Below are 22876 nucleotides of genomic sequence, written 5' to 3' on the forward strand. Positions count from 1 at the left end.
AGAGGGGGCCGATGAAAATACTGATTTTATTATCAGCACTCTGTATCTACTTCATAAGTAACACAGCCTCTAGCGAAATACTGAACAATAAAATAAAAGATTCTAACTTTAACTCACTGAAATCTGTTACTGAGCGCGCAATCGCCAACTCTGCTTTTTTCAGCGAAGATATACTTCAATTAATAAATAGATCCAATTTTGATTTTAAGGAGTCAAGTGAATCTGCACAAGTCCACCTATACATTGATAGCACTTCGGCATCTATTATCACTAAGAAATCTCAAAGTAATTCAGATTTTTTGGATATTACGATCAGAGCAGCTGACGCTGATTATCACATTAAGCTTAACAACCAAAAACCCGAGTACATTATTTCCGGGCATGGATCAAAAATTGATATTGAAGGGAAATTATTGCTTTGTATTATTGTCGGAAAAATGGAATTAAAAGGATGGAAGAAATCTGAAAATTTATACAAATCTGCATCATATAAGATTGCGAACTGGTTCTCTGAAATGCCTACTGACATGGTAATTTATACTATTGATTCGATAAAAAAAGACAATAAAAAGTAAGAAATGCTGGTATGTCAATAGCAAGGTTGCCTGGCCCTTACCTCAAGACTATTTATATTCACTGAGTTTAGTAGGATTTCTTCCCGAAAATTCTACAATCTTGGCCAAAATATTTGCGAGCACTGGTCTTTTGGGGACCACTCAAAAGAACTTAGAGCATATGTGCCGCTACCTTACTATCAATTCATTAAAGCAATGAGCCACTTAACAGTCGATTAACTTTGCGATACCAACCAAGTTTGGGGCTCTTTATTTTTGAGCGTTTTTTGACGACAATCAATAAACCCTTTAACGACTCAGAGAATAATAATGAAGGATTTTTTGATTGTTGGCGGTGGCCATAACGGCCTTGTCTGCGCCTGCTATTTAGCCAAAGCGGGAAAAAAAGTAACAATTCTTGAGCGCCGGACTATTGTTGGCGGAGCTGCAGTTACTGAAGAGTTCCACCCAGGATTCAGAAACTCGGTAGCGAGCTACACCGTGAGCCTGCTCAACCCGAAAATCATCGAAGACCTTCACTTGCGTGAGCATGGCCTGGACATCAAGTTACGGCCACAGTCAAACTTTTTCCCACTTACAGATAGTGAGAGTCTCTCCTTCCATAATAATCTGGCAGATACACAGACAGAGGTCGCCCGCTTCTCAGAAAGGGATGCAGCCACTCTACCCGACTTTTATGCCATGCTGGAAACCGTAGCGGATATTTTACGTGAAGAATTGCTACGCTCTCCCCCCAACGTGGGTGGCGGGTTTGTAGATTTGATTCGCGCTGGTAGCTTTGGCATGAGAGCGAAAAAGCTCAGTATGGCAGCTCGCCGGGATGCACTCGACCTGTTTACCAAGAGCGCTACCAGCGTGCTGGATGCCTGGTTTGAAAATGACCATGTCAAAGCAGCATTTGCCTTCGATTCTATTGTCGGTAACTATGCCGCTCCCAGTACTCCCGGCTCCGCTTACGTGTTACTGCACCATGTGTTTGGCGAGGTTAATGGTGAGAAAGGCGCTTGGGGTCATGCCATGGGCGGCATGGGTGCTATCACACAAGCCATGCGTAAAGAGGCTGAGCGCCTGGGGGTCACTATTCGCACAGACGCCGAAGTTAAAGAAGTCCTGGTTGATGGTGGTCGCGCTAGCGGGGTGCAGCTAAGCAATGGAGAGACCGTAACCGCCGGCAAAGTAATTGCCAATGTTGGCCCTAAACTACTCTACTCCCAGATGATTGACGAACAACACCTAGAGCCGGAGTTTCGTCGCCGTGTGCGCGGCTTCAAGGTAGGGTCCGGAACCTTCCGTATGAATGTGGCGCTGTCTGAACTACCAGATTTCACTTGCAGGCCCGGAACTCACTTACAGCCACACCATCAATCTGGAATAGTCATTGGCCCTACAATGAACTACTTGGAACAGGCCTATGTGGATGCGACACAACATGGCTGGTCGAAGCAGCCCATTGTAGAGATATTGATCCCCTCTACCATCGACCCCTCCTTAGCCCCTGAGGGCCAACATGTCGCCAGCCTATTCTGCCAGCAATTTGCTCCAGAACTGTCGGACGGCAATAGCTGGGACGACTACCGCGAGCAAGCGGCACAAACCATTGTCGATACCGTCACTAACTATGCTCCCAATTTCCGTGACTCCATCATCGCCCGGCAAATTCACTCACCTCTGGATTTAGAGCGCAAGTTTGGCTTGATGGGAGGCGATATCTTCCATGGTGCCTTGGGGCTGGACCAGCTTTGGAGCAACCGCCCCTTTATGGGCTTTGCAGATTACCGTACGCCGATTCAAGGTTTATATCTCTGTGGCTCCGGTACGCACCCGGGAGGTGGGGTTACTGGAGTACCTGGGCATAATGCTGCACTGGAGATTCTGAAAGATAGATAAGACTCGCTCGAACTGACCCTATGACCCCTGTACGGCCGTTATTCATAGAGTGTTCAGGCCAAGGTTTACCACTCAAGAAATCAGCTGGTATATACGTTATTTGAATAAGTCCCTGCACTTGCTGACAAGTGCAGGGACCATAATGGGAGAGCGCTGACAGCCTGTATGATCTATGTAGATCTTAATCCTATCTGGACCACTACACAGCAGCCTTATAAGACTTAGGTTGCGTCAAGCTAACAAATACTGATGGTATGGTGAGTTACCCCACCATACCAACAGTCGTCCCAGTAAACAAAACCCAGTCAAATTAAAAGTTCAGTTACTGTAGCGAAATAGCAGTCAACTCAGAGCCAGCGATATACAGGGTTCCGTCGTCACCAAGACTTAAGTGCCCGGAAGATTCAAAACTCCAATCCAGCTCCTGAGTACCTATATTAATGGCATAAGTATGCGATGAATCTCCAACAAAAATATGCGTTCGGGTTACCACAATATTTGAAGTTAACAACGTTGGCGCCTCCCAGGCCCACACTTCGCTCCCATCTTCTTCATCAATAGCTTTCAAAATGCCAGACTGCAAGGCGTAAATAATTCCACCACTAGAAGCTGGCTGTCCTGAAAATCCAGCAGAAGTTTTCTCCCACAAAATGTTGCGTTTATTGAGATCAAATACAACTAAAGAGCCCGATTGAATTGCCACAACATTATTATACCTAGTCAAAACTGTGGCCAAATTTACATCGTATCCTATCCAGTCAAAATTAGGATATTCAATGTTATAGGCCAATTCACCAGAATCACGGTGAAAAACTTGTAGATCAGTAATAAATGCATATACATACTCTTCATCTACAGCTGGCGTAAATTCTTCATACTGCGCTGTAGATGCGAACCAAGACTCCGACCCATCACTCAGATCAAATGAGTAAAGTCCTCCGTAATACCCCCCCGCAGTATAAATCCCTCCATCATATACAGTTGGAGACATATAAGTTGACCACTGATTTTCATATTTAGTAGCAAACAATAGTGAGCCATCATCTATGTCAAGCCCTCGTATAAAGGAATTCCCATGACCACCAGTTTGAAAAATGACTTTTCCACTGTCATAAGCTGGGGGATTTATAGAAGATATACCGTCATAAGCACGCTCCCACACCAAATTGCCGTTGCTTGCATCCAGAGCAACAATTCTCTGCTCTGCAAAATAGGATTCATTAGATGCGAAGACATTACCATCAGCCACCACTACCGGGTGTAACTTTGTCATATTAGGTAATGTCACGGACCAATGGTGAGAGAAATTATCTACATCTAGCTGTAGCGGTGTATAACCAGTATGCGTTGCTCCGCCTTGATATGTCGCCCATACCACAGGTAAGGGGTAACTATTGCTATCAATAGGTGAGGTGTCTGAGAAGAACTCTTCAACATTTGTAAAAGAATCAAAATCTTCATCATTTGCTGCATCGTCAGCATCGATGGGGTCTAGCGCATAAAGCACTTCCCATCCATCCCTCATGTGGTCGCCATCAGTATCAGCAATAATTGGAGATGTACCATAGGTATTCGACTCTTCAAAATCCGAAAGGAAATCACCATCTGTGTCTATATCTATTGGGGAAGACCCCAAGGCATATTCTTGCAGATTGGTCAGGCCATCAGCATCAATATCACCAGCGCTATCATCTGCCAACAAATCCAAACCATACTCGAACTCGTACATATCTCCCATACCATCACTATCCGAGTCTTCAAGTAATGGGTTTGAGCCGAGTTCCTTCACCTCTGTAAAATCAGTAAGCCCATCGTTGTCACTATCTTGCGCCAATAAACTTGTACCTAATTCCACCTCCGCTCCATCAGACAAACCATCAGCATCTGTATCCGTAACAAAAGGATTAGAACCATAAATCAACAGTTCATCGCCATCGTTAACGCCGTCATTATCAGTATCAGGGTTGTCCGCATGAGTACCAAAGGAGTACTCCAGCAACGCAGATAAGCCATCCCCATCCAAATCGGAGCCCGCATCAGCAACATTCTTCGGATCTAATCCAAAGCCATACTCCCACCAATCAGGAAGTCCATCACTGTCAGAGTCGAAATCTGGCGTCAGATCTACAAATTTACCCCGCGCATCTAGCTTGGAAAAACTACTTAAGTCTGCCGTGACACGATATAGTCCGTCCCATGCTGTAGCAGCGACTAACTCCCCATTACTACGGAGATTTAGATCATTAAAGCTCTGGCCAACGAATAATGTTTTTTGCAAAACCCCACCAGCCGTAAACTGATGTATCTCACCATTCCAGGTAGCTGAAAAAATATTACCAGCCTCATCTACCGCAATTGCCCGGGAAGTTTCAATAGATATGTTGGAGAGCAGAATTCCTGACTCCGGACTGAATTGAGAAACCTGACTGCCACTTAATGCGTAAAGGTAGCCATCTGCGCCAACTGTCAGATCTATAAATGAGTCTGCATCTACATAGTTCACAGAACCATTTGCTAAGTCAAACTTCACATACCCTTGACTAGGACTGCCACTAGTTGACTGGTTGGTAACGAAAACTTGTTCACCAACAGCATCTATGCCGCCATAACTCAAATTATTAATAATACTCCAACCAGGCGCTGGATAATGCTCCCAAAGATTTGACTCTAGTGAATACACACTTAAATAAGGCTCAAATGTCCCATTGAAAATCGCTACTCTTCCATCATCCAAAATCACCGCATCTCGTGCATATGTGAAATCACTTCCACTCGGATTAGGGATGTCGAAACTTTTTATTTCACGACCATCGACATCAAGTAAGTAAAGCTTATTTTCAAAAATAGAAATTCCAGAGGCTCCCACTTCAAAAATTGTAGGAAGAGAAACCCCCTTCAGTTCATCAATCAAAATGCCACAATCGTTAGCTGAGGATTCAATCCTCACATCTAATGTATGATAACCCTCAGCAATGGGAACAGATATCTTTTCCCATGATGTTTGGGAGACAGACACACCTAATAATTTCTCACCATTTAGCTCAATAACCAATTCAGCATCATAGATGGAATAGCAGGTAGATCGTGCTTGTAGAGAAAACTCTACAGGGGAAAAGTAATTGGTTGTAGAAATACCCCAACTACCTTCGGTAAATAAGCTAACAACCCCATCACTAGCTGATTGAGTGACAAATTGTGGGCTACCTTGTGAGACCCAGCCCCCCGGCAATTCTTGATTTTCAAAAGAAAAATAGAATTCATCGATTGGAGAGGGTAAAGATAACTCCTCAGTTGGGTCAGAGCCCAAAAGGTACTCGATTAGATTAGAAAACGTATCATTATCCAAATCACTATCGGCATCGGAAGCATCCAACGGATTCAGTCCAAATAGTACTTCCCAGCCATCCGGCATACCATCTTCATCTGTATCACTGTTAGATGGATTGGTAAAGTAAGTGATAACCTCGTCAAAGTCTGACAACCCATCCTGATCCGTATCTGCCATCAAAGGCGAACTGCCGGCTAAGAACTCCTCAAGATTATTTAGGCCATCAGCATCCGAATCCTTCAAGGCATCTAGTTTGTCAGTGTCATCCAAACCATGGGCCAACTCCCACCACATTGGCAAGCCATCGTTATCGGCATCAGATTCATACCGATAATTTACTATATTCAGCTCATTGCCAATTGATTGATGAATTAGTATTACACCATTTTCATCAGCAATAAGGTCTATATAGGTATCGATATCGAGATATTGTTTAAATAGAATTTCTCTAAGATCATGACTGAAAATTGCTAAAAGATATTCCCTATCTACCTTAACCAGGCCAACAGCAACACTCTCGCTCCAGGTGAAATCCAGTAGCTGTATCTCCGCACCCACATCCTCAGATAAAGAGCTCAAATCAAGTGCGCTAACGAGGGGGTTAGCGGGGTACCCCTGGATAACATTCCCCTCTCCAGTCACAAACAATTTACCATCCGGTGATTGCGACAGCCATGCACCTAAAGACTCTCCGAAGTAATAATATTGATACCCGGAAAACTCCTTTCTATCATTATCAATATTAAAGCTATTTAAATCTCCATAAGAAGAATAATGATAAAACCGGCCGGTTTCCTCCACGTAAAACAGCTCCTGTGAGCTGCTTACCCAATTGTAACTATCCCTAATCACAAAGCTTTTATTAAGCAAGTGATAATTCAAATAAGCGCTACCTGAACCACCTCCAGCAACTGCCACATAGAAATCACCAGCACTTATTAATGCTTCCAGATTACCCTCAAACGAGGCCACTTCCTGGTTTTTTATAGGTAAAGTTTCACTAAACTCAAGAAGTTTACCATTCTCAAAACCAACCAATATCGAAGATGAATTGTCGACATTAATAGACAGCGCCTTACCGTTGCTCTCAAAGTGCCCCAAATGTAAAGGATTTAAATATTTACCAGCTACCGTATCCCACTTCCAAATTGAGCTGGAATTGTCATCCAGTAAATAAAGCACGTCTCCTCTTCGAGCAACATCATCTACATTTTTGACCTGCACTTGCCCTTGAATATCACAAATACCATTTATGCCATGCTCTGCAAGGTAGCAGGCTGAATCCAGAGGAAATAAATCGAGGCTTAAACTAGATTCTCCCACAGACGGATCATACCCATCATTCCATGAGTCGGGCGCACCATCGAGGTCAGAATCTACTGATGCAGCCCTATCGTTTGGAAATGCATCCTCTCTATTCGGAACTCCATCGCCATCTATATCATCCAACAGCTCAACGAGCTGATACTTTCGGCCATGATTTTCAGTATAAGTAATGACTAAGGCCACTTCATCTAACTGCACTAAGCCCTCAGGAAGCCCTGTATAGGTAGCAGAAAAAAACGCCTCAAAATCATTATTGTAAGCAACTAAAGAGCTTCTATTATTAGTAACAGACGCTGATAGGGTTACAATCACACTACTATCGGAAAATCCATAATCAAAACTAGTTACTGGAGAACCTATAAAACTCAAGTCACTGGCTTCGTAATAATCACCACTACCAAGCAGTACTCCATTACCACCGTTCACAATCAGAATGGGGCCTCTGATAGTGTAATCACTATGGTAGGGAGATTCCCCTTGGACACCTATAGCGCCGCTCGACTGAGAGATTTCCTCAAAATGTATATCATTAGGGGATGTGCCATCTCTAAAATGATAAATCCGGCTATTTACGTCGTTCCAAGCGTAATAATGAGAATACCTATTCCAATCCTTGCTATCTAATAAATCTCCATCCTTAGACAAGACATGGTGTGAGTACCAAGCTCCCTGATTATCTTGAAGCAATAAATAATTACCCGCCTCAGCCAGTCCAGTTGCACCAACAGGCATTTGAATGAGGTCAACTATCTTTTCAGGTGTATCAATTGAAAAATATCGGATCCAGCCGTCACTATAAGCAAGATATACTCTCTTGTGCTCATCATGGTAACGTACGACCTGGGGACTTTGATCATCAACTACTAGATCAAGTTTTCCAGTGAAGTTTTGGGTCTCTGAACTCCACTGGTAAAAATTGTAAACCCCATTTTCAGAGAAGCTGAGATATATAACACCATTCGCATCAGAAAATACTTCATCCAAAGCTAGTGTATCGGTCAGAGTAGCGAAACAGCTCTCCCCATCACCTTCATTTATCCGGGAGCACAACGCATCAAGATCGTAATGGTCAGCATTATCGCCAACTCCGTCACCATCCAGATCTGATGACTCTGTTTCATCCCAAGGGAATGCGTCGTTCTCGTTTTCTACGCCATCATTGTCGATATCATTGTCAACGTCATTGGGGGTACCATCCCCATCTAAGTCGGCTCCGATAGCTTTGATAATGGAGTATTTTGGTTTATCTCCCCAGGCTGAGATCTCTCTTGAACTGTCATATTGGCGTGTTTCATGAATAAGGAGCTTAACTAAGCCACCAATTTTGAGAGGAGTCTCAGCGTCTGAAGACTCGGGGTCAAAGGTGTTGGGCACAGATAGCTCACCAACGTTCAGCCTGGACAAAAAGTCGTAATTATCTTGTATTGCCTGCGTGGTATTTGTATCAAGACCTTCGGCAAGGCCATCTAACGCCCCATCTGTTAGATCTGAAACTAACAACTCCAGTACTGTTGAAGTGCTTATATCTGTCTCGTTTTTAAGAGCCCACACAAGAGACGCGGTAGCTTCAGAAGCGGTACGGTAGCTCAAAATATCATCAAGATCGGCCTCATTCCCAAAAGCCACTGGTGGCGTATGAAAAAGGTCTACCTTATCTAGCAGGTCAAAGCCTAACTGACTTTTAACAATCAGAGATTGGGATATCAAAGTATCGGTCAATCCCTGCTTATCTTCGATATTTCCACGCCGGATCAGATCAACTACGATGGTTGTTAGCGGTGTTGCGAAGATATCTTTAGATTTCTCGAGAGCTTCAGATTCAACAATTGTCGACAGGCTAGGAAGGATTGGGGCCATTCCAGTCGTTAGGTCTACCGTGGCATCACCAGCCAAAAATTCAATTAGATAGTAACCATTACCCGGAAGATCTAAGCCTTCCTCAGTGAATTTACCTAACTCTGTGGTTTCACCTCTCGCTACAATATCCCCCTTTAAGTCCGCCGCCTCAAAAGAAACTTCATGAATCCTATAATTGGCAAAACTTAGGGGTCCCTTTACGGCTGCCCCTGAAAGTGAATACGTCACGGGTGGGGGGGCTGGTGGCTCGGGTTCAGGTGAAGAGTCACTGCCTCCTCCCCCTCCTCCGCAACCTAATAAGACCGCAGTGAGACCTGCCAGTACAAGCTTTAAATTAAATGCCGTTGTTCGCGATCCCATATCACAATCCTTTTCAATCACTCAGCCTGCATACTTGGTGCGATAGTACTTGAGCTGTATAAATCGAGGCCTTTTAGCCACTGTGCGATTCTTTACTATAAGAGGGCGCGAATCATATACGGCTATTAAATGAACTGCAAAACCAAACCTGGAATACAATACCTTATATCACTATATCTCCCGCTGTGTGCGAAGGGCATTCCTCTGCGGTAGGAAGGCCAAATCCGGGAAGAACTGTGAGCACCAGCGTCAGCGAGTAGAAGATAGAATGCAAAAAATGGCCGAGATCTTTACTCTCGATATTGCAGTCCCAATTACCACTCGATCCAGAAACGTATTCACGCTGCAATCTCAACCGAGCAACCCACCTCTGGTGGGCGAGGAGCGCCGGGATGCCCAAAGGCTTACCTTTTCAGCTGAGCCGCTATTTAAAGCCTGTAGACTGGAGGGGCTGGCAACTGTAACCGAATAAACCAAGGATGCATGGGTTAAGGATTGCCAGCGCTTTCTTTTTCCCACCGCTAAACTCAGCCAATTCATCAAGGACTACTATCTTGCTTGTGTGGCTCTTTGCCTAAATTCCTATCAACTGTCCGATGAGCGGCTATCGTGAGTTGCATACCCGCCTGTTTCTACGCAGAACCTCTGACAACCAATTAATTGGTGTAAGCATTTGACTCCCACCTCAGTACTCTCCAATTGGTGGGTATCCAACATCGTTGCAGCTCTGATTATGAGTTATTGCACCATGTATTTGGTAAGGTCAATGGTGAGAAAGGCGCTTGGAGTCATACCATGGGTGATATGGGTGATATGGGTGATATGGGTGATATAGGTGCTATCGCCCAGACCATGTGTAAAGAGGCTGAGTATCTCGGAGTCACCATTCGCATAAAAGCTGAAATTAAGAAGGTGTTGATTGATGGTGGTCGCGCTACCGGAGTGCCGCTAAGTAGTCGGGAAACCATTACAGCCATTATAGTAGTTACCAATGTTGACTCTAAACTGCTCTATTCCCAGATGATTCGCGAACAACATCAGGAGACTGAGTTTCGCCGCCGTGTGCGCGGTTTCAGGGTAGGCTCCGGGACCTTCCATATGAATGTGACGCTGTATGAACTACCAGGCTTCACTTGCAAGCACGGAACTCACCTACAGCCACACCATCAACCTAGAATAGTCATTGATCCTACAATGAACTACTTGGAACAGGCCTGTGTAGACGCGATAAAACACGGCTGGTCGAAGCAGCCCAAGCCACCCGGGAAGTGGGGTTACTGGAGTACCTGGTCATAACACTGCAATGGAAATATTAAAAGATAAATAAGAATGGCCTGCGAATGCGGGCCATTCATAGCATGAGATTTAGTTTCAGTAAATGAGTTAAGCTCAACTTCGAATTCAAACGTTTCAAAGAGCCTTGTTTAGCTCCACTACAACTAATGCATAATAACTCTGAAACAGTAAAGGGTATCCACTGAAACGCCCCCGCTATTAACTCTCCAAGCCCTTTTTATTGATTATCCATTGATCAATTAATTGCTCCAATACCATCAGGGGTACAGCGCCGTTGGTTAATACAACATCGTGGAATTCACGGATATCAAACTTATTTCCTAGTTCTTGACGTGCACGTTCACGTAATTCCAGTATTTTCAACATGCCAGTTTTATAAGCCACAGCTTGCCCTGGCATTACGAAGTAACGCTCAACCTCAGTTGTGACCTCAGTTCTCGCCATACCGGTCTTTTCCACCATGTACTCAATTGCCTCTTTCCGACCCCAACGCTTGTGATGTATGCCGGTATCCACCACTAAACGTACAGCCCGAAGCATCTCATCTTGCAATCGTCCAAGTTCATCATAAGGATCATCTTGAAAACCCATCTCTTTTGCAAGTTGCTCAGTATAGAGAGCCCAGCCATCTGAATAAGCAGTATTTGATACTGCCTTAAGAAAAGTTGGCAGCTCCTCTAGATCCTGCGCAATCCCTTCCTGGAAATGATGCCCTGGAACTGCCTCATGGTAAGCTAAAGTTCGCATGCTGAATTTCTTGGTTTCATTAACATCGCGCAGATTCACATAAAATACTCCTCCGCGTGAGCCATCAATTGCTGGGGGCATATAGTATGCTTTAGGTGCACCCTGCTCTTTGAACTCTGCTATTCGTCGAACCTCTACTCCCGCTGTCGGTTTTAAATTGAAATAGTCATCAATACCTTCATTAATTTCATTAATTATCAATTGATAGTCTCTGATAATCTGCTCGCGTCCTTTATCAGAATCTTCATAAATAAACCGAGGGTCACTATTGATTGCTGAAAAACGAAATTTGATACTACCGCTATCAAGGCCAATAGAAGCAAAGATCGTATTCATTTCCTCCTCTATGCGTGTCACTTCCTTCAAGCCAGTATCATGCAGCTCATCAGGAGTCAGATTTGTAGTGGTATGAACACGTGCTTGATAGGCATAAAACTCATCACCTTCCGGAAGAGCCCAAACTCCATGGCTCCCTGTAACTTTAAGCTGCAATTCTCGATAATAGGCGATCAAGCTTACGTACGCGGGGTAGACCTCAGTTTCTATTAGTATCTTTCCCCTATCAAGGATACGTGTACGCTCATGGTCTGGTAGAGTTTCAAGCGCACTCAGACGCTCTTCCAGAGAGGTATAGAGTATGTTTTCTTGAGCTGGAACATCAATAAATCCTTGCATTTCCTTCAACACACGATCAATTACAAAGCGCGGAGGCAGGATCTTTTTCTGTTCCCGAATTCTTAATCCATCTAATACCTGAGAGAATTTTCTATCCACTTCACTTAAGCGAGAAAGATAATAATCAGCCTCTTTGATACTATTAATCTGATGCAACTCAACAAGAAATTCCGGCAGCTTATTTTGAACACCAAACATCTGATTGAGAGGATAGTTATGATGTTTCCAACGATCTCCCTCTACCATGCTTTCCAGGTAGTACTCAAAAATATCATAGGAAATTGCCTGTCGATCATTGAGACTAGATCGATCATACTTCCTTAAAGTAGATAGCTCATCCTTAACTATCTGAAGCTTATGTTGTACCATCTTTTCAGAAAGATCATCAAGATGGGCATTGTGGCCATCAAATCCAAATTGTTCAAGAATCCGTAAAATTGACAGCGTTTCCGGGCTGGTACTTTGAATTTTGATGAATGCCCTTTCAAAATACACATTTATAGCCCAAGGCTTAAAATAGATCGCATTGGCCGCAAAGGCTGAAACTGCAACCACCCCAATTAATAGAGCTCCACCAAACCATTTGGCTGTTGTTTTTATCATTATTGACCCCTCCTACTTTAGGCCGCCATTGTCGCCATGCTAATAAGTGAAGTACAACCATTTGAACCAAGCAAAGCGTCGAACAAACTGAATAAGGCGATAAAATGCATATTGCAGGCACATCAAATCAGGGTCCGCACTCTTTAAGGAAAATCAACATTCCTAATTTGTGTGCAAGTTACCATTGCGCTAAGTTGCTATCTATTTACGGAGGACAAGAAAGGAAAACATAAGTTCGTATGAGAGATATGAACATATACTCACCATTAAAATAAAAGTATGACTAGTAAGGATTCAATGGAAGGTACCCAACGACCCCTTAAATTCTAAATAAATGACCATTAACAAATGGTAGAAATTATTTGATTGCAGACCCGGCCATAAGTTAGTTGGAGCAAGCCTATATGGACACGATGCAACATGGTTTCTCAAAGTAGCCCATTGTAGAATCGTTAACCCCCTCTATCATTGCCCCCTCTCGTGGCAGAAAGCCAATATGTCGCCAGCCTATTCAGCAAGTAATTCCTTCCAGAACTGCCTGGCGGCAAGAGCTGGAACAACTTCAATGAAGACATCACACTCCTAAATCGTGACTTTGAAAGTCGCTCCAAACAGATAACAGAATCGACAGATCTAAATATAGTAGAGTAAGCGCAAGGTATATGGACTACGAGATTGTCAATATATTCTTAGCCCTACCCAACCACCCACCGAAACAAACAACTAAACAAACAAAATCTACCCACTAAACTTCTCAAATTTGCAGCACACCTATCCTGGATTTTCCACTTACCCCTTTATGACACTAAGAGAGGTTTAGGTGTCATGTTGCTATTTTCGCTGAAGAAAATATGCCATCCAGCACACTGCTGCATAAAACTCTCACCTAAATTCCAGACTCCCAATCTTTGGGCGTCCAGAATCATTGCACTCCAGTACCTACCGTATCTTTCTAAACTAACAAAACTATATATGAAAATATATTGATTAAGGTGTGATTTCTGTTCATAGGACAAGCTAAACAGGTGACATCAGATTTCACACAAGCCGATTAATTTAGCATTTCTAAATTATCAAGTGTGACTTTCATAGATTTTATATGGAATTATTGCTGATAATTTTTTTCATACTTGTAAAAGTACAAAAAATAATGGTTTCTTAAAAGCCTGACTGAAAGAATATCTTTAATCATTTGTTTAGCATTTCAAAAAATATCAACAACTGCGGGCTTTTTTAATTCTTCATATAAAGAATGTTAATTATTTCTTGAAATACTTAGAGCATTCTTTGGTATGAAAACTGGCGCTGGTTAGCTTCTAATTTACAATCATCGAGTTGTAAATATGCACGAAAGTACTATATTATGCGCCCGCACAAGAATTAAGTGTGAAAATAAAAATGGTCGTACCGCTACTAAACATCTATTAATTTAGAGGGATTAGATATGAATAGAACTCATATTTTTCTTTCACTAGCAGTACTCTCAGGGGCATCATATGCAGATCCCCTTTACAATTTTGTTGAGATAGACCAAGCCGCAAGTTTCATCAGCGGGCATAATGTTGCCAAGCAGCCGGTAGTAGACGAGACTGCTGTAAAGAAAGAATATACGTTAATAGAGCGCACCTCTTCTTTAAGCGCCATTGCGGTTACTCCAGACGGTAAGCAATATGTAGCAGACGTAGATGAGAAATCGCTTTCATTGCTGGAGCAAGCTATAGCGATTTTTGAGTCTCAAGGCTTGGATGCAAGTGTTTTTTCCTCTAAAGGGCAATTGCCCACTATGATCGAAGGTCAGGAACGACTGCTACCCACAGTTGTAATAGGTACTGACGACAGAGTTCAAATCACTAATACTGTGCAAAATCCCCACTGGTATAATGGCCGCATTGATGTGGGATGTACCGGTACATTGATTACAGCAAAACATGTCTTAACGGCAGGCCACTGTGTTTCTGATGGTTCCGGCAACTGGTTCAGTTCTCTTGATTTCACGGTGGCCCAATCTGGTAGTTATAAACCCTGGGGCAGTGAAACCTGGACCAATGCTGTGACTACCACCGCATGGCATAATAATGGAGACACTAACTATGACTATGCGATTATTGTATTAGCGGAACCACCTCACAATGGATATTCAGGATGGGGGGTCTATTCGAGCGGAACCCATAGTGTTACTGGATACCCAGGAGATAAGCCATTTGCTACTATGTGGACTGACTCAGGTAGTACATCCTCAAGTACCTATAGAGTGTGTTATACATTAGATACAGCTGGTGGCCAAAGTGGCAGTGGGATTAAAGATACTAATAACACCGTTCGCGGAATCCACACCACTGGATCGCCCTCACAGAACTGCGGAACTCGCTTAACCAGCACAGTGTATACTACCTTGCAGGATTGGATTGCGACTTACCCATAAAGTGAAAATACCACACTCAAGTTCGGAAAAAGGCGCCCTTGGGCGCCTTTGTTAATAATATGAGAACACTTATTCCTTTGATCTTTTTTCTAGGTGCATGCGGGATAATGGCCGATGATGAGCCCGAATGGCATCGTGTGATGGTGAGAGGCAGTCTAAAGACACCCGATCCCGTTTTACGTGAAGTAAAGCGCCTGGAACAATTGGGGCAGGTAAAAGATGTTGTTATTCTTGAATCCTACCCACTGCAGATATGGTTTAGTGCCGACCTGGCGACAATTGAAAAACTGAAGTCACTATCTAAAAAAAATAGCTCGTCACGCTGACTGTATCCTGATTTACAAGGTACTAAAGGTTTCTCAGAAGTACATTTGAGAGTAAAAGCCGCTCTGGTTGCGGAGTGGAAGACACTGCTGATTCTGGGGCCGCCCTCTACTACCAATAACAAACGAGCAACCGCACCTCTCAGAATTTTCTATATACTTATTCGCTCACGGGAGCAAATGGATTAAGAACCGCACGCGTAAGCTTACTGAAATCTCTGTGCTACAGATTACAGCTTATGCCTTAATGAGTAATAACTACTAAAGTGTACCAAATATTGATGCCTAACCTGCCGAGAAGTGCATTCTAGAAGAGGTTATTACGCGTTGGCGACGATTGTTTTAAGAGTCCGTACTGGTCTAGTACTATCTTCAAGACACAATGAAACCCGCCCCATCGTATAAACCAGAGGAGGGGTTAGCTGAGCGCATACGCCGATACAACATGGCATGCATGCCTACAGCTATCTAAGATTGTATTGGTTTTCTTGCCATATCTAATTGACATCTATTTATAGAGGCTTAACTCTCCTCCGGAAAACATAGAATCCAGCTTCGCAAAGGGAGAATTCAAAGCCCAATCACTTGTTCGCACTCATCCTGAACCTGGTTATTCTTGGCGGCTTATCTCATTTGATGGCGCAAGAGAAGCCAAAGGCTTTTATCTTTACCGCCATCCCGGATCAGGATGCGGCCCGCCTGCAAAAGCGTTTTGGCAAGGTCGCGCAATACCTGTCAAATACGTTAGGTGTTGAAGTCCCATATATGCCGGAGATGTCGTACAGAGATGCTGTTGAGCAGTTTAAAAATAACAAAGTGCAGCTAAGCTAGCTTGGTTTGGTAGTCTCTCTGGGGTACAAGCACGCTCTGCCAAGCCTGGCGCAAAGGCTATTGCCCAGGGAGAAGAAGAAGCAGACTTCATCACCTACTTCATTGGCAACACAAGTACAGGGTTAAAACCCTCAAGAGACTTTCCTCACGGCTTTGAAGGCATGACATTTACCTTTGACTCAAAACATTCAGCCTCCGGGCGTCTTATGCCGGAATACTTTATCCGAAAGGCCTTAGGCAAGCCCCCCGCCGAAGTATTCCAGCGGGTGGGTTTTGGTGGCGACCACTCCAAAACCCTGGACTTTATACAATCGGGTAAATATCAAGCTGGCGCAGTAAACTACAAAGTGTGGGAAAACGAACAGAATGCCGGCAAGGTCGATGACAGCAAATTACAAGTAATATGAAAGACCCCAGGCTATCCGAATTACAACTGGACCATTAGAGGTGATGTCGACGACACCCGGGGCGAGGAATTTACAGACAAAGTACAACAAGCGTTTTTGAATATGCGAGATCCTGAACTGCTTGCCACATTTCCCTGCAAAAGGTTTATTAAGGCCGACAAGGCCATGTACGAACCAATTCTGGAAACTGCTCGCGGGATTGGCATCTTGCAACATTAGATGACATATTTGAATTCAGCTGTGGAATTATTAATCACAACAAATAGATGGTTTTATGCATATTTCTCAGTTCAATGAAAATGTGGGGAATTGATACATGATCCACCGTAGTCATAGAAAGTATTTAGTTCACATACTGCTTACTACAATTTACGCAGGATACACATAACGCTGGAGGGAAATAGCTCACCTGACTTGAGCAATATGCTTAAAGAGGTATCCGGTAAGACTTGACCACAACAACAGTGGGGGACCACTATATCTGGGCGGTTACCACAGTAACCACCCAGCCCCGCTGGGTGCGGGGCTTCGATATCGGATTAACTTTTAAACCGATTAGGGCTCAAAATCGCAGGGTGAACGTGGGCAAGAGGTACCGCCGCCACCTCCAGTACCACCTCCAGTACCACCTCCAGTACCACCTCCAGTACCACCTCCAGTACTGCCACCTACAACATGGATTAACTTCCAACTACTAAAAAACTCTCCATCATAGCTCCTGGCGCGAAACTGAGTATCGCAGCGTTCTGAGAAGCTATAACTATCTTGTACGCTAAGAGAGGCAAAATTCTCCCAAGTTGCCGTTTCTTCTACCACATCACAGAAATTTCCAGTCCAACGAGCTATCCCTTTCCGCTGGATTTGATATTTCATTGGTAGCCCTGCAACAGCATTGATAGCATATGTTTGATCCATAGTACCAGATAGATTCAGGTAGCCAGATTCATAGCCACCACTAACAGATGAGTCACTTTTTGTTAGTGATACTGTAGGAGCATTAAGAGCAAGAAAGGATGCGTTATCACAAACGTCTTCATTCTTATCAATGACCGCTACATAATTTTTACCACGGTAAGTCGGAACCAAGTGGAGACCTGATTCACCTTCTGCATTAATTGAACTATCGCGAGTTTGAGTTATTGTTGTTTTTGATGGAGGGGTAAAGTATGCAAGCCTCCACTCTACTCCATGCCCCCAAGATGTGAGAACTGGTGATTTTGACTCAAATTTATAAGACCTACCAACGACAGCCCGATCTGGATGATCTTTTACATAAATAACGCTGGCTTTGTTAGCATGCCAAGTATCACAACCTGGCACAACATTGGCGCTTGCTTGACTGGCTACAGATCCAAATATACAAAATGCTGCAAAGGAGAGGTAGCCTCTCTGGATAAAATTATTTTTCATACAACCCTACAAACCAATTTTTAGCTTTAATGTTTGTTTCTTTTTAGAAAACTTCGCCACAGGTCAAAGACCTGCCTTCCGAATACTAACTCATAGCACATATTGATGTTAAGAAATCTTTTACCCTTTAATCAATCATCAATAGAAGTCCATTACTAGTACAACAGTGCAATTATCTGGCACACTAAAAATGAGGAACATTCATTGCAAAAAAAAATAAATGATTTAGTATCACCGCCATCTACTTTGATCAAAATCTAGTAGGTATAAAAATGCAAGCAAGGATGCTGCAAGACACTTCCCCGATCTGTCTTTAAGTGTCCGCGAGTTAATGGATGTAACTTAATGAAAAAAATCTCCTTCTTAATCTTCTCCACTTTACTAACCATCAGCACTCAAGCAAGTGCTAAGAATACCCTGGAGTCAGGCACTTGGCTTCAATCTGGTGAGAAACTGGTCTCAGCCAATGGTAAATTTGAGCTGATCATGCAAACACCAGGGAACTTGGTTCTATACGAAAACCGCACAAATAGTAAGGGCGACTCTTGGAGAAACGTTCTTTGGGCAACACATACAGGTGGCAACCCAGGAAATCCGGGCGCGAAAGCATTCCTGCAAAAATCAAATGGCTTGTTCATAGTTTACTCTAAAGATATGAAGCCGCTTTGGCGCTCAGACACTGCAAATAATGCCAATAAAAACGGGAAGCTACTCTTAATGGATACCGGAAATCTGGTTCTTTTAAGGGAGGACGGCACTCCTTTTTGGCATACAGGTACAGGCCCGAAGCAATGCAAAACCGAAACAATTGATTTGTGGGGTGGCTCCTATGAGCAGGGTAAGCTTCAACGGTCCGAAAATGAATGCTGGGTTCATACACCCAGAGTCCCCAGTCCAGCTGCACTTTATTTACCGGTAAACTGGTCAAGTGAGTTTTGTGTCGTGTATCCCGGTTACGCTGGCAAACTTCCTCATACAACCTGTGATTAAAGTTACCTGAAGATTAATGCCGGCCTCGATAAATTTGGAGGCTGGCATCCATGCCTTGCAAAAGGAAGACAGGATTCATTTTGGTACTAGTGATGGTGAGACCGAGCTAGTGGGATATGGCTATTGTTCTAGCAATCGACGTCGAACTCAGTTTTTCAACTACTGCTTTATGCAGCTACCGAACCCGAAAATAAAACAAACATGTATAAATTTTAAAAACGGAAATTTATCCCAAAGATTCATTTGAGAGCTTTACTACCAATCACTAATACTTTATTTTTCCTACCTCAAATTGATCGTCAGTTATTAGTTTGAAAAATTAAAGTTGTTGAAGGATTTAACACAGTGAAAAAAATTTCTTTTTTAATATTTTCCGCTTTCTTTGCTTTTTGCAGTCAAGCTTACGCAAAAAACACTCTTCAAGGAGGCGAATCTTTACTGCCTGGAGATAAACTGGTATCCAGTAGCGGTGAGTATGAACTCCGCATGCAAAATGACGGAAACTTAGTCTTATATAAAATTCGCACCAACAGCAAGGGGGATTCCTGGACTGTTGTATTGTGGGCAGCCCACACAACTGGAAATAATGGCGCCAAAGCAGTAATGCAAGCCTCTGACGGTAATTTTGTAGTCTACAGCACTAACAATGGTCCTCTTTGGGCCACCTTCAAAACAGCTAGCTTTTCCAACAAAAATTCAAAACTTTTGTTGCAAAATGACGGGAACCTTGTTATCTACAAGCCAGATATGACGCCTATATGGCACACCGGTACCGTTGACGAACCACAAAATTGCACAACAAAAACTATCGATATGTGGGGCGGGAAGGTACAAGACGGGTACATTTGGAACACAAACACCAAATGCACTGTTTACGTTCAATTAGTGCCAAGCTCACAGGAAATTGGTATACCCTATAAAGGCGTATACACTTGCATGGTTAAGCCCGCTTATGCCGGTAAACGCAGTCATACCACATGCAAATAAAATAATTTAACTCTAATTGCCAACCTCTATTTTAGGGGTTGGCCTACTTAGTATTTCACCAATCAATGAATCAAGTTTTTAAGTGTTCGCCCCCGCCTTTATAAGTCACTCTTTTGTATACAGATTATCAGCCACCGTAGAGATAATAAAATCGTGTATCAATAGGCTTTACAAGCGCCCCCTCCTTCGCTAGATATGTCCGAATGGAGGGTTTTAGTAATCACATAGACGCTAACCACTGGATCGCTAGCTCCGTCAATGTTCTGATCAATCAATTAAGACGATAATGTATTGCCGAGGAGTTGACCGTATTTACAGAATAGCCCATATATTGTTGCGCTACACACTCTTCTGGCGCTAGTAAAAAGCGATTATTTGCGTTTTCGTACCTTACCTGGCCCTCCTGAAAAAATTCCCTCATAATGTAGAGATTAAACTAGACGACTTGAGCCTGTGGCCCAATATATTTTTCTGATATTTAATCAAAGAGGTATTTCAAAGATCATGAGAAAATCGTTAATTGCTTTATTCCTTATAGCAATATCTAATGTTTCGTTTGCATATGATGGGTGGAGCTCTGGGAAAATTGAAAAAATCAGAATACAAGACACCCGCATATTAATTACTCAGACTGGAGCCGCTAACCCAGGAGATTGCTCAAATACTGAGTATCTTTACCTGGAATTAAGCGATAGTGTCTTAAGCAAATCTAGCTATTCAGCAATTCTGAGCGCTTATGCTACCGGTAAAGAAGTAAGCCTTGCGTTAACGGACTGTTTACCGGAGGTAGGATACCCCGTTGTAACTGAAGTTTGGCTTCAATAATTTGCAAGAAGGTTCCACATTGCCAGTTCATTGAGGGTTATGAGGCGTTGATACCCTGGAATATCCAACTTGGGAAGGTTGCGCTGAAAGGTCTCATATGATATGTGGCTCTACACTTAAGATGTCGAGCCATTATCGACATTGGCCCATCCCCCCCCCACGACCTAGCATTCAGTGTGCCACCTCTACACACTAAACTACAATATTCCTTTACAACTTGGTAAAATTCTTGTTTATGGTTCACATGCCGCTTACCAATATACTATAGGAATAGATGTGAAGTATTTTTTCCCAGCTCTTTGTATTTCTTTGAGTGCCTCAATTTCCCTAAATTCTAGCGCCGAAACTTCCCCTATCGCCAAGATTGACCATATCACAGTTGGCGAATCCTTTGCCCGTATCCACGCCACGCAAATGATGGGTGTATCTAATGGGGTGGGAAATACATGTAGTGACAAAAGCTATTACTATCTGGACTTAACCGATGGTAAAAATAAAGGTCAATTTTCCGCAATTCTTGCTGCAAAAGCTACGCAAAGCGATATCGCATTCCAAATAGATAGTGGAAGATGTATCGGTGCTTATGCTGAAATATTGCATACCTACGTTTATTAATTGTCTAGGGCTCTGAGATTTCCCGTTTCAGTCCAAACTAAATTCCCACATCGCAACCTATATATAACAAAGTGCTGATTAGAGGTTAACCAAAGGGTAAAATAGAAGATCTGCCTGAGGGTCAAACTGCTTAAGCTTTTTAACCTCAGGCTTGAATACAGTACTATAGATCCATTAAAACTAATTACAATAAAAACCATGATTCCAGACTTCTACAACGTTACCGCCATACACACCACATACACCATGTCCATAAGCAGTAACAGTTGCTCCTGAAGCCTTTGCCGTTAAAACCATACTTAAAACCGCTTTTCCTCCATCAGTAGCTGCATCCACTGCCAATGCATTGCCATAGTTTGTTTTATCCACACAGGCTGCCGGCGTTCCACCTAAAGGCTTATCAAAAAATATCATGGCTCCCCCATCTCCATCGACTCGAATCTGCTCCACCTTTGCACTGACCGAGCCTAAAGAATAAGCATTTGATACATATAGCGCCGCAATAACCGGAATTAAAAATTTCCTCACTTTACAACTCTCAAAACGATATTTACTAAGTGACTATGTTAATTACACTCCATCAACGGTGTAATAATAAGCTCGAAAGCACTAAGCTTAACACCAATTATATGGGTTAACACAAACACAAAATTTCTAACTGAAAAAATGATTCTTATTCAACTTGAAATGTGCCGGAAGTAACATTAAACGCATTCGCAATGGTCGTAAAGGCCCCACCCTGAAATACTTCAAGTGACACATAGCTAGCTGTTGTACTTAAAAGATTGAATTATTAGCTTTAAAAAAACATATAGTTCAGCTTATACACATAGCTTTCTGTAAATAAGACCAATTAAAAAATATATGTTAATCAACTACAAGTGCATTTGGAGTATCCTTGAAGACATTCGCAATAGGTTTGAATATACCAGCTTACTTTACAGAAAGAGACACATAATTAGTAAAGTTTAGCTTAACTCATGATACAGACGGAGAATTGAGTTATGAAGACTTACAACAAGCGACAAAGCTACCATTTAAAAATTACAACTGTACTTTTGCAATTTCCTATACACCGAAAAAACACCAACCTAGAGCAAAAGAAAATGAGCTCTGGTGCCGCTTAATGCCTGCACCCCTTTCTAACCAATTCAAAAAGGTGCGGGATATGGCTGGGATTCGCATCGACTTACCAAGCCAGGCGAGACCCACATTCCACTAAGTTCGGGCATTATCATCTCAATTACTCCAGAAATCAGGCCACAGCCCCAAAGAAATCGCTCAGATTAATGCGCACACTGATGCAGAAATTACTGAAAACTTCTACCTAGCTCGGCATGAGAAGGATTACATCGAAGTCGACATTAGCATCGACCCAAAACTATTAAGTCGAAAGTAATTGAGAGTTTTGT

Annotated in this window: 14 protein-coding genes and 1 pseudogene; 11 read left to right on the top strand and 4 right to left on the bottom strand. The window is 42.9% G+C overall.

The window, feature by feature from the left end:
• The first annotated feature begins 11 nt into the window (after positions 1 to 11).
• A complete protein-coding gene (locus G367_RS0111535) occupies positions 12 to 575 on the top strand; it encodes a hypothetical protein (protein WP_020413286.1) in 564 nt (187 codons plus the stop codon).
• 309 nt (positions 576 to 884) lie between these two features.
• Positions 885 to 2462: a phytoene desaturase family protein gene (locus tag G367_RS0111540; RefSeq protein WP_020413287.1), complete on the top strand. Its 1578-nt coding sequence runs from the start codon at positions 885 to 887 to the stop codon at positions 2460 to 2462.
• A gap of 322 nt (positions 2463 to 2784) precedes the next feature.
• Here the strand turns inward: G367_RS0111540 and G367_RS0111545 are convergent, their stop codons facing one another.
• The gene (locus G367_RS0111545; RefSeq protein ID WP_020413288.1) at positions 2785 to 9354 is read right to left on the bottom strand and encodes a BamB-related PQQ repeat family beta-propellar protein; all 6570 of its coding nucleotides are present in this window, start codon (positions 9352 to 9354) and stop codon (positions 2785 to 2787) included.
• Between the two features lie 256 nt (positions 9355 to 9610).
• On the opposite strand from G367_RS0111545, the gene G367_RS0111550 reads away from it, so the two are divergent.
• Positions 9611 to 9805, top strand: coding sequence for a hypothetical protein (locus G367_RS0111550; RefSeq protein ID WP_169337112.1), 195 nt, complete (start codon positions 9611 to 9613; stop codon positions 9803 to 9805).
• Between the two features lie 323 nt (positions 9806 to 10128).
• Positions 10129 to 10629 (top strand): phytoene desaturase family protein, encoded by a 501-nt coding sequence (locus tag G367_RS0111555; RefSeq protein WP_020413290.1) that lies wholly within the window; start codon positions 10129 to 10131, stop codon positions 10627 to 10629.
• 198 nt (positions 10630 to 10827) lie between these two features.
• On the opposite strand, the gene G367_RS0111560 is transcribed toward G367_RS0111555, so the two are convergent.
• A complete protein-coding gene (locus G367_RS0111560; RefSeq protein ID WP_020413291.1) occupies positions 10828 to 12654 on the bottom strand; it encodes a DUF885 domain-containing protein in 1827 nt (608 codons plus the stop codon).
• Positions 12655 to 14098: 1444 nt separating this feature from the next.
• On the opposite strand from G367_RS0111560, the gene G367_RS0111565 reads away from it, so the two are divergent.
• The 4 genes and pseudogenes from G367_RS0111565 to G367_RS26945 form a co-directional block, all read left to right on the top strand.
• Positions 14099 to 15076: a trypsin-like serine peptidase gene (locus tag G367_RS0111565; RefSeq protein WP_020413292.1), complete on the top strand. Its 978-nt coding sequence runs from the start codon at positions 14099 to 14101 to the stop codon at positions 15074 to 15076.
• Between the two features lie 107 nt (positions 15077 to 15183).
• Positions 15184 to 15402, top strand: coding sequence for a hypothetical protein (locus G367_RS0111570; RefSeq protein WP_020413293.1), 219 nt, complete (start codon positions 15184 to 15186; stop codon positions 15400 to 15402).
• A 633-nt stretch (positions 15403 to 16035) separates the two neighbouring features.
• Positions 16036 to 16230, top strand: a complete 195-nt coding sequence (locus G367_RS26940; RefSeq protein ID WP_211214929.1) for a PhnD/SsuA/transferrin family substrate-binding protein — start codon at positions 16036 to 16038, stop codon at positions 16228 to 16230.
• A gap of 56 nt (positions 16231 to 16286) precedes the next feature.
• Positions 16287 to 16637: pseudogene (locus G367_RS26945) on the top strand (PhnD/SsuA/transferrin family substrate-binding protein); the annotation flags it as partial.
• A gap of 555 nt (positions 16638 to 17192) precedes the next feature.
• Here the strand turns inward: G367_RS26945 and G367_RS23715 are convergent.
• The gene (locus G367_RS23715) at positions 17193 to 18047 is read right to left on the bottom strand and encodes a hypothetical protein (RefSeq protein WP_020413296.1); all 855 of its coding nucleotides are present in this window, start codon (positions 18045 to 18047) and stop codon (positions 17193 to 17195) included.
• A 345-nt stretch (positions 18048 to 18392) separates the two neighbouring features.
• Here G367_RS23715 and G367_RS25135 point away from each other — a divergent pair, with 345 nt between their 5' ends.
• From G367_RS25135 to G367_RS0111605, 3 genes are all read left to right on the top strand, one after another.
• On the top strand, positions 18393 to 19037 hold the full coding sequence (locus G367_RS25135) for a hypothetical protein (protein WP_020413297.1): 645 nt from the start codon (positions 18393 to 18395) through the stop codon (positions 19035 to 19037).
• Between the two features lie 345 nt (positions 19038 to 19382).
• The gene (locus G367_RS25140; protein WP_020413298.1) at positions 19383 to 20024 is read left to right on the top strand and encodes a hypothetical protein; all 642 of its coding nucleotides are present in this window, start codon (positions 19383 to 19385) and stop codon (positions 20022 to 20024) included.
• A gap of 1101 nt (positions 20025 to 21125) precedes the next feature.
• Positions 21126 to 21464, top strand: coding sequence for a hypothetical protein (locus G367_RS0111605; RefSeq protein WP_020413300.1), 339 nt, complete (start codon positions 21126 to 21128; stop codon positions 21462 to 21464).
• Positions 21465 to 21644: 180 nt separating this feature from the next.
• On the opposite strand, the gene G367_RS0111610 is transcribed toward G367_RS0111605, so the two are convergent.
• A complete protein-coding gene (locus tag G367_RS0111610; RefSeq protein WP_020413301.1) occupies positions 21645 to 21992 on the bottom strand; it encodes a hypothetical protein in 348 nt (115 codons plus the stop codon).
• Positions 21993 to 22876 lie beyond the last annotated feature (884 nt).

Source organism: Microbulbifer variabilis ATCC 700307, from assembly GCF_000380565.1.
GTDB lineage: Bacteria > Pseudomonadota > Gammaproteobacteria > Pseudomonadales > Cellvibrionaceae > Microbulbifer > Microbulbifer variabilis.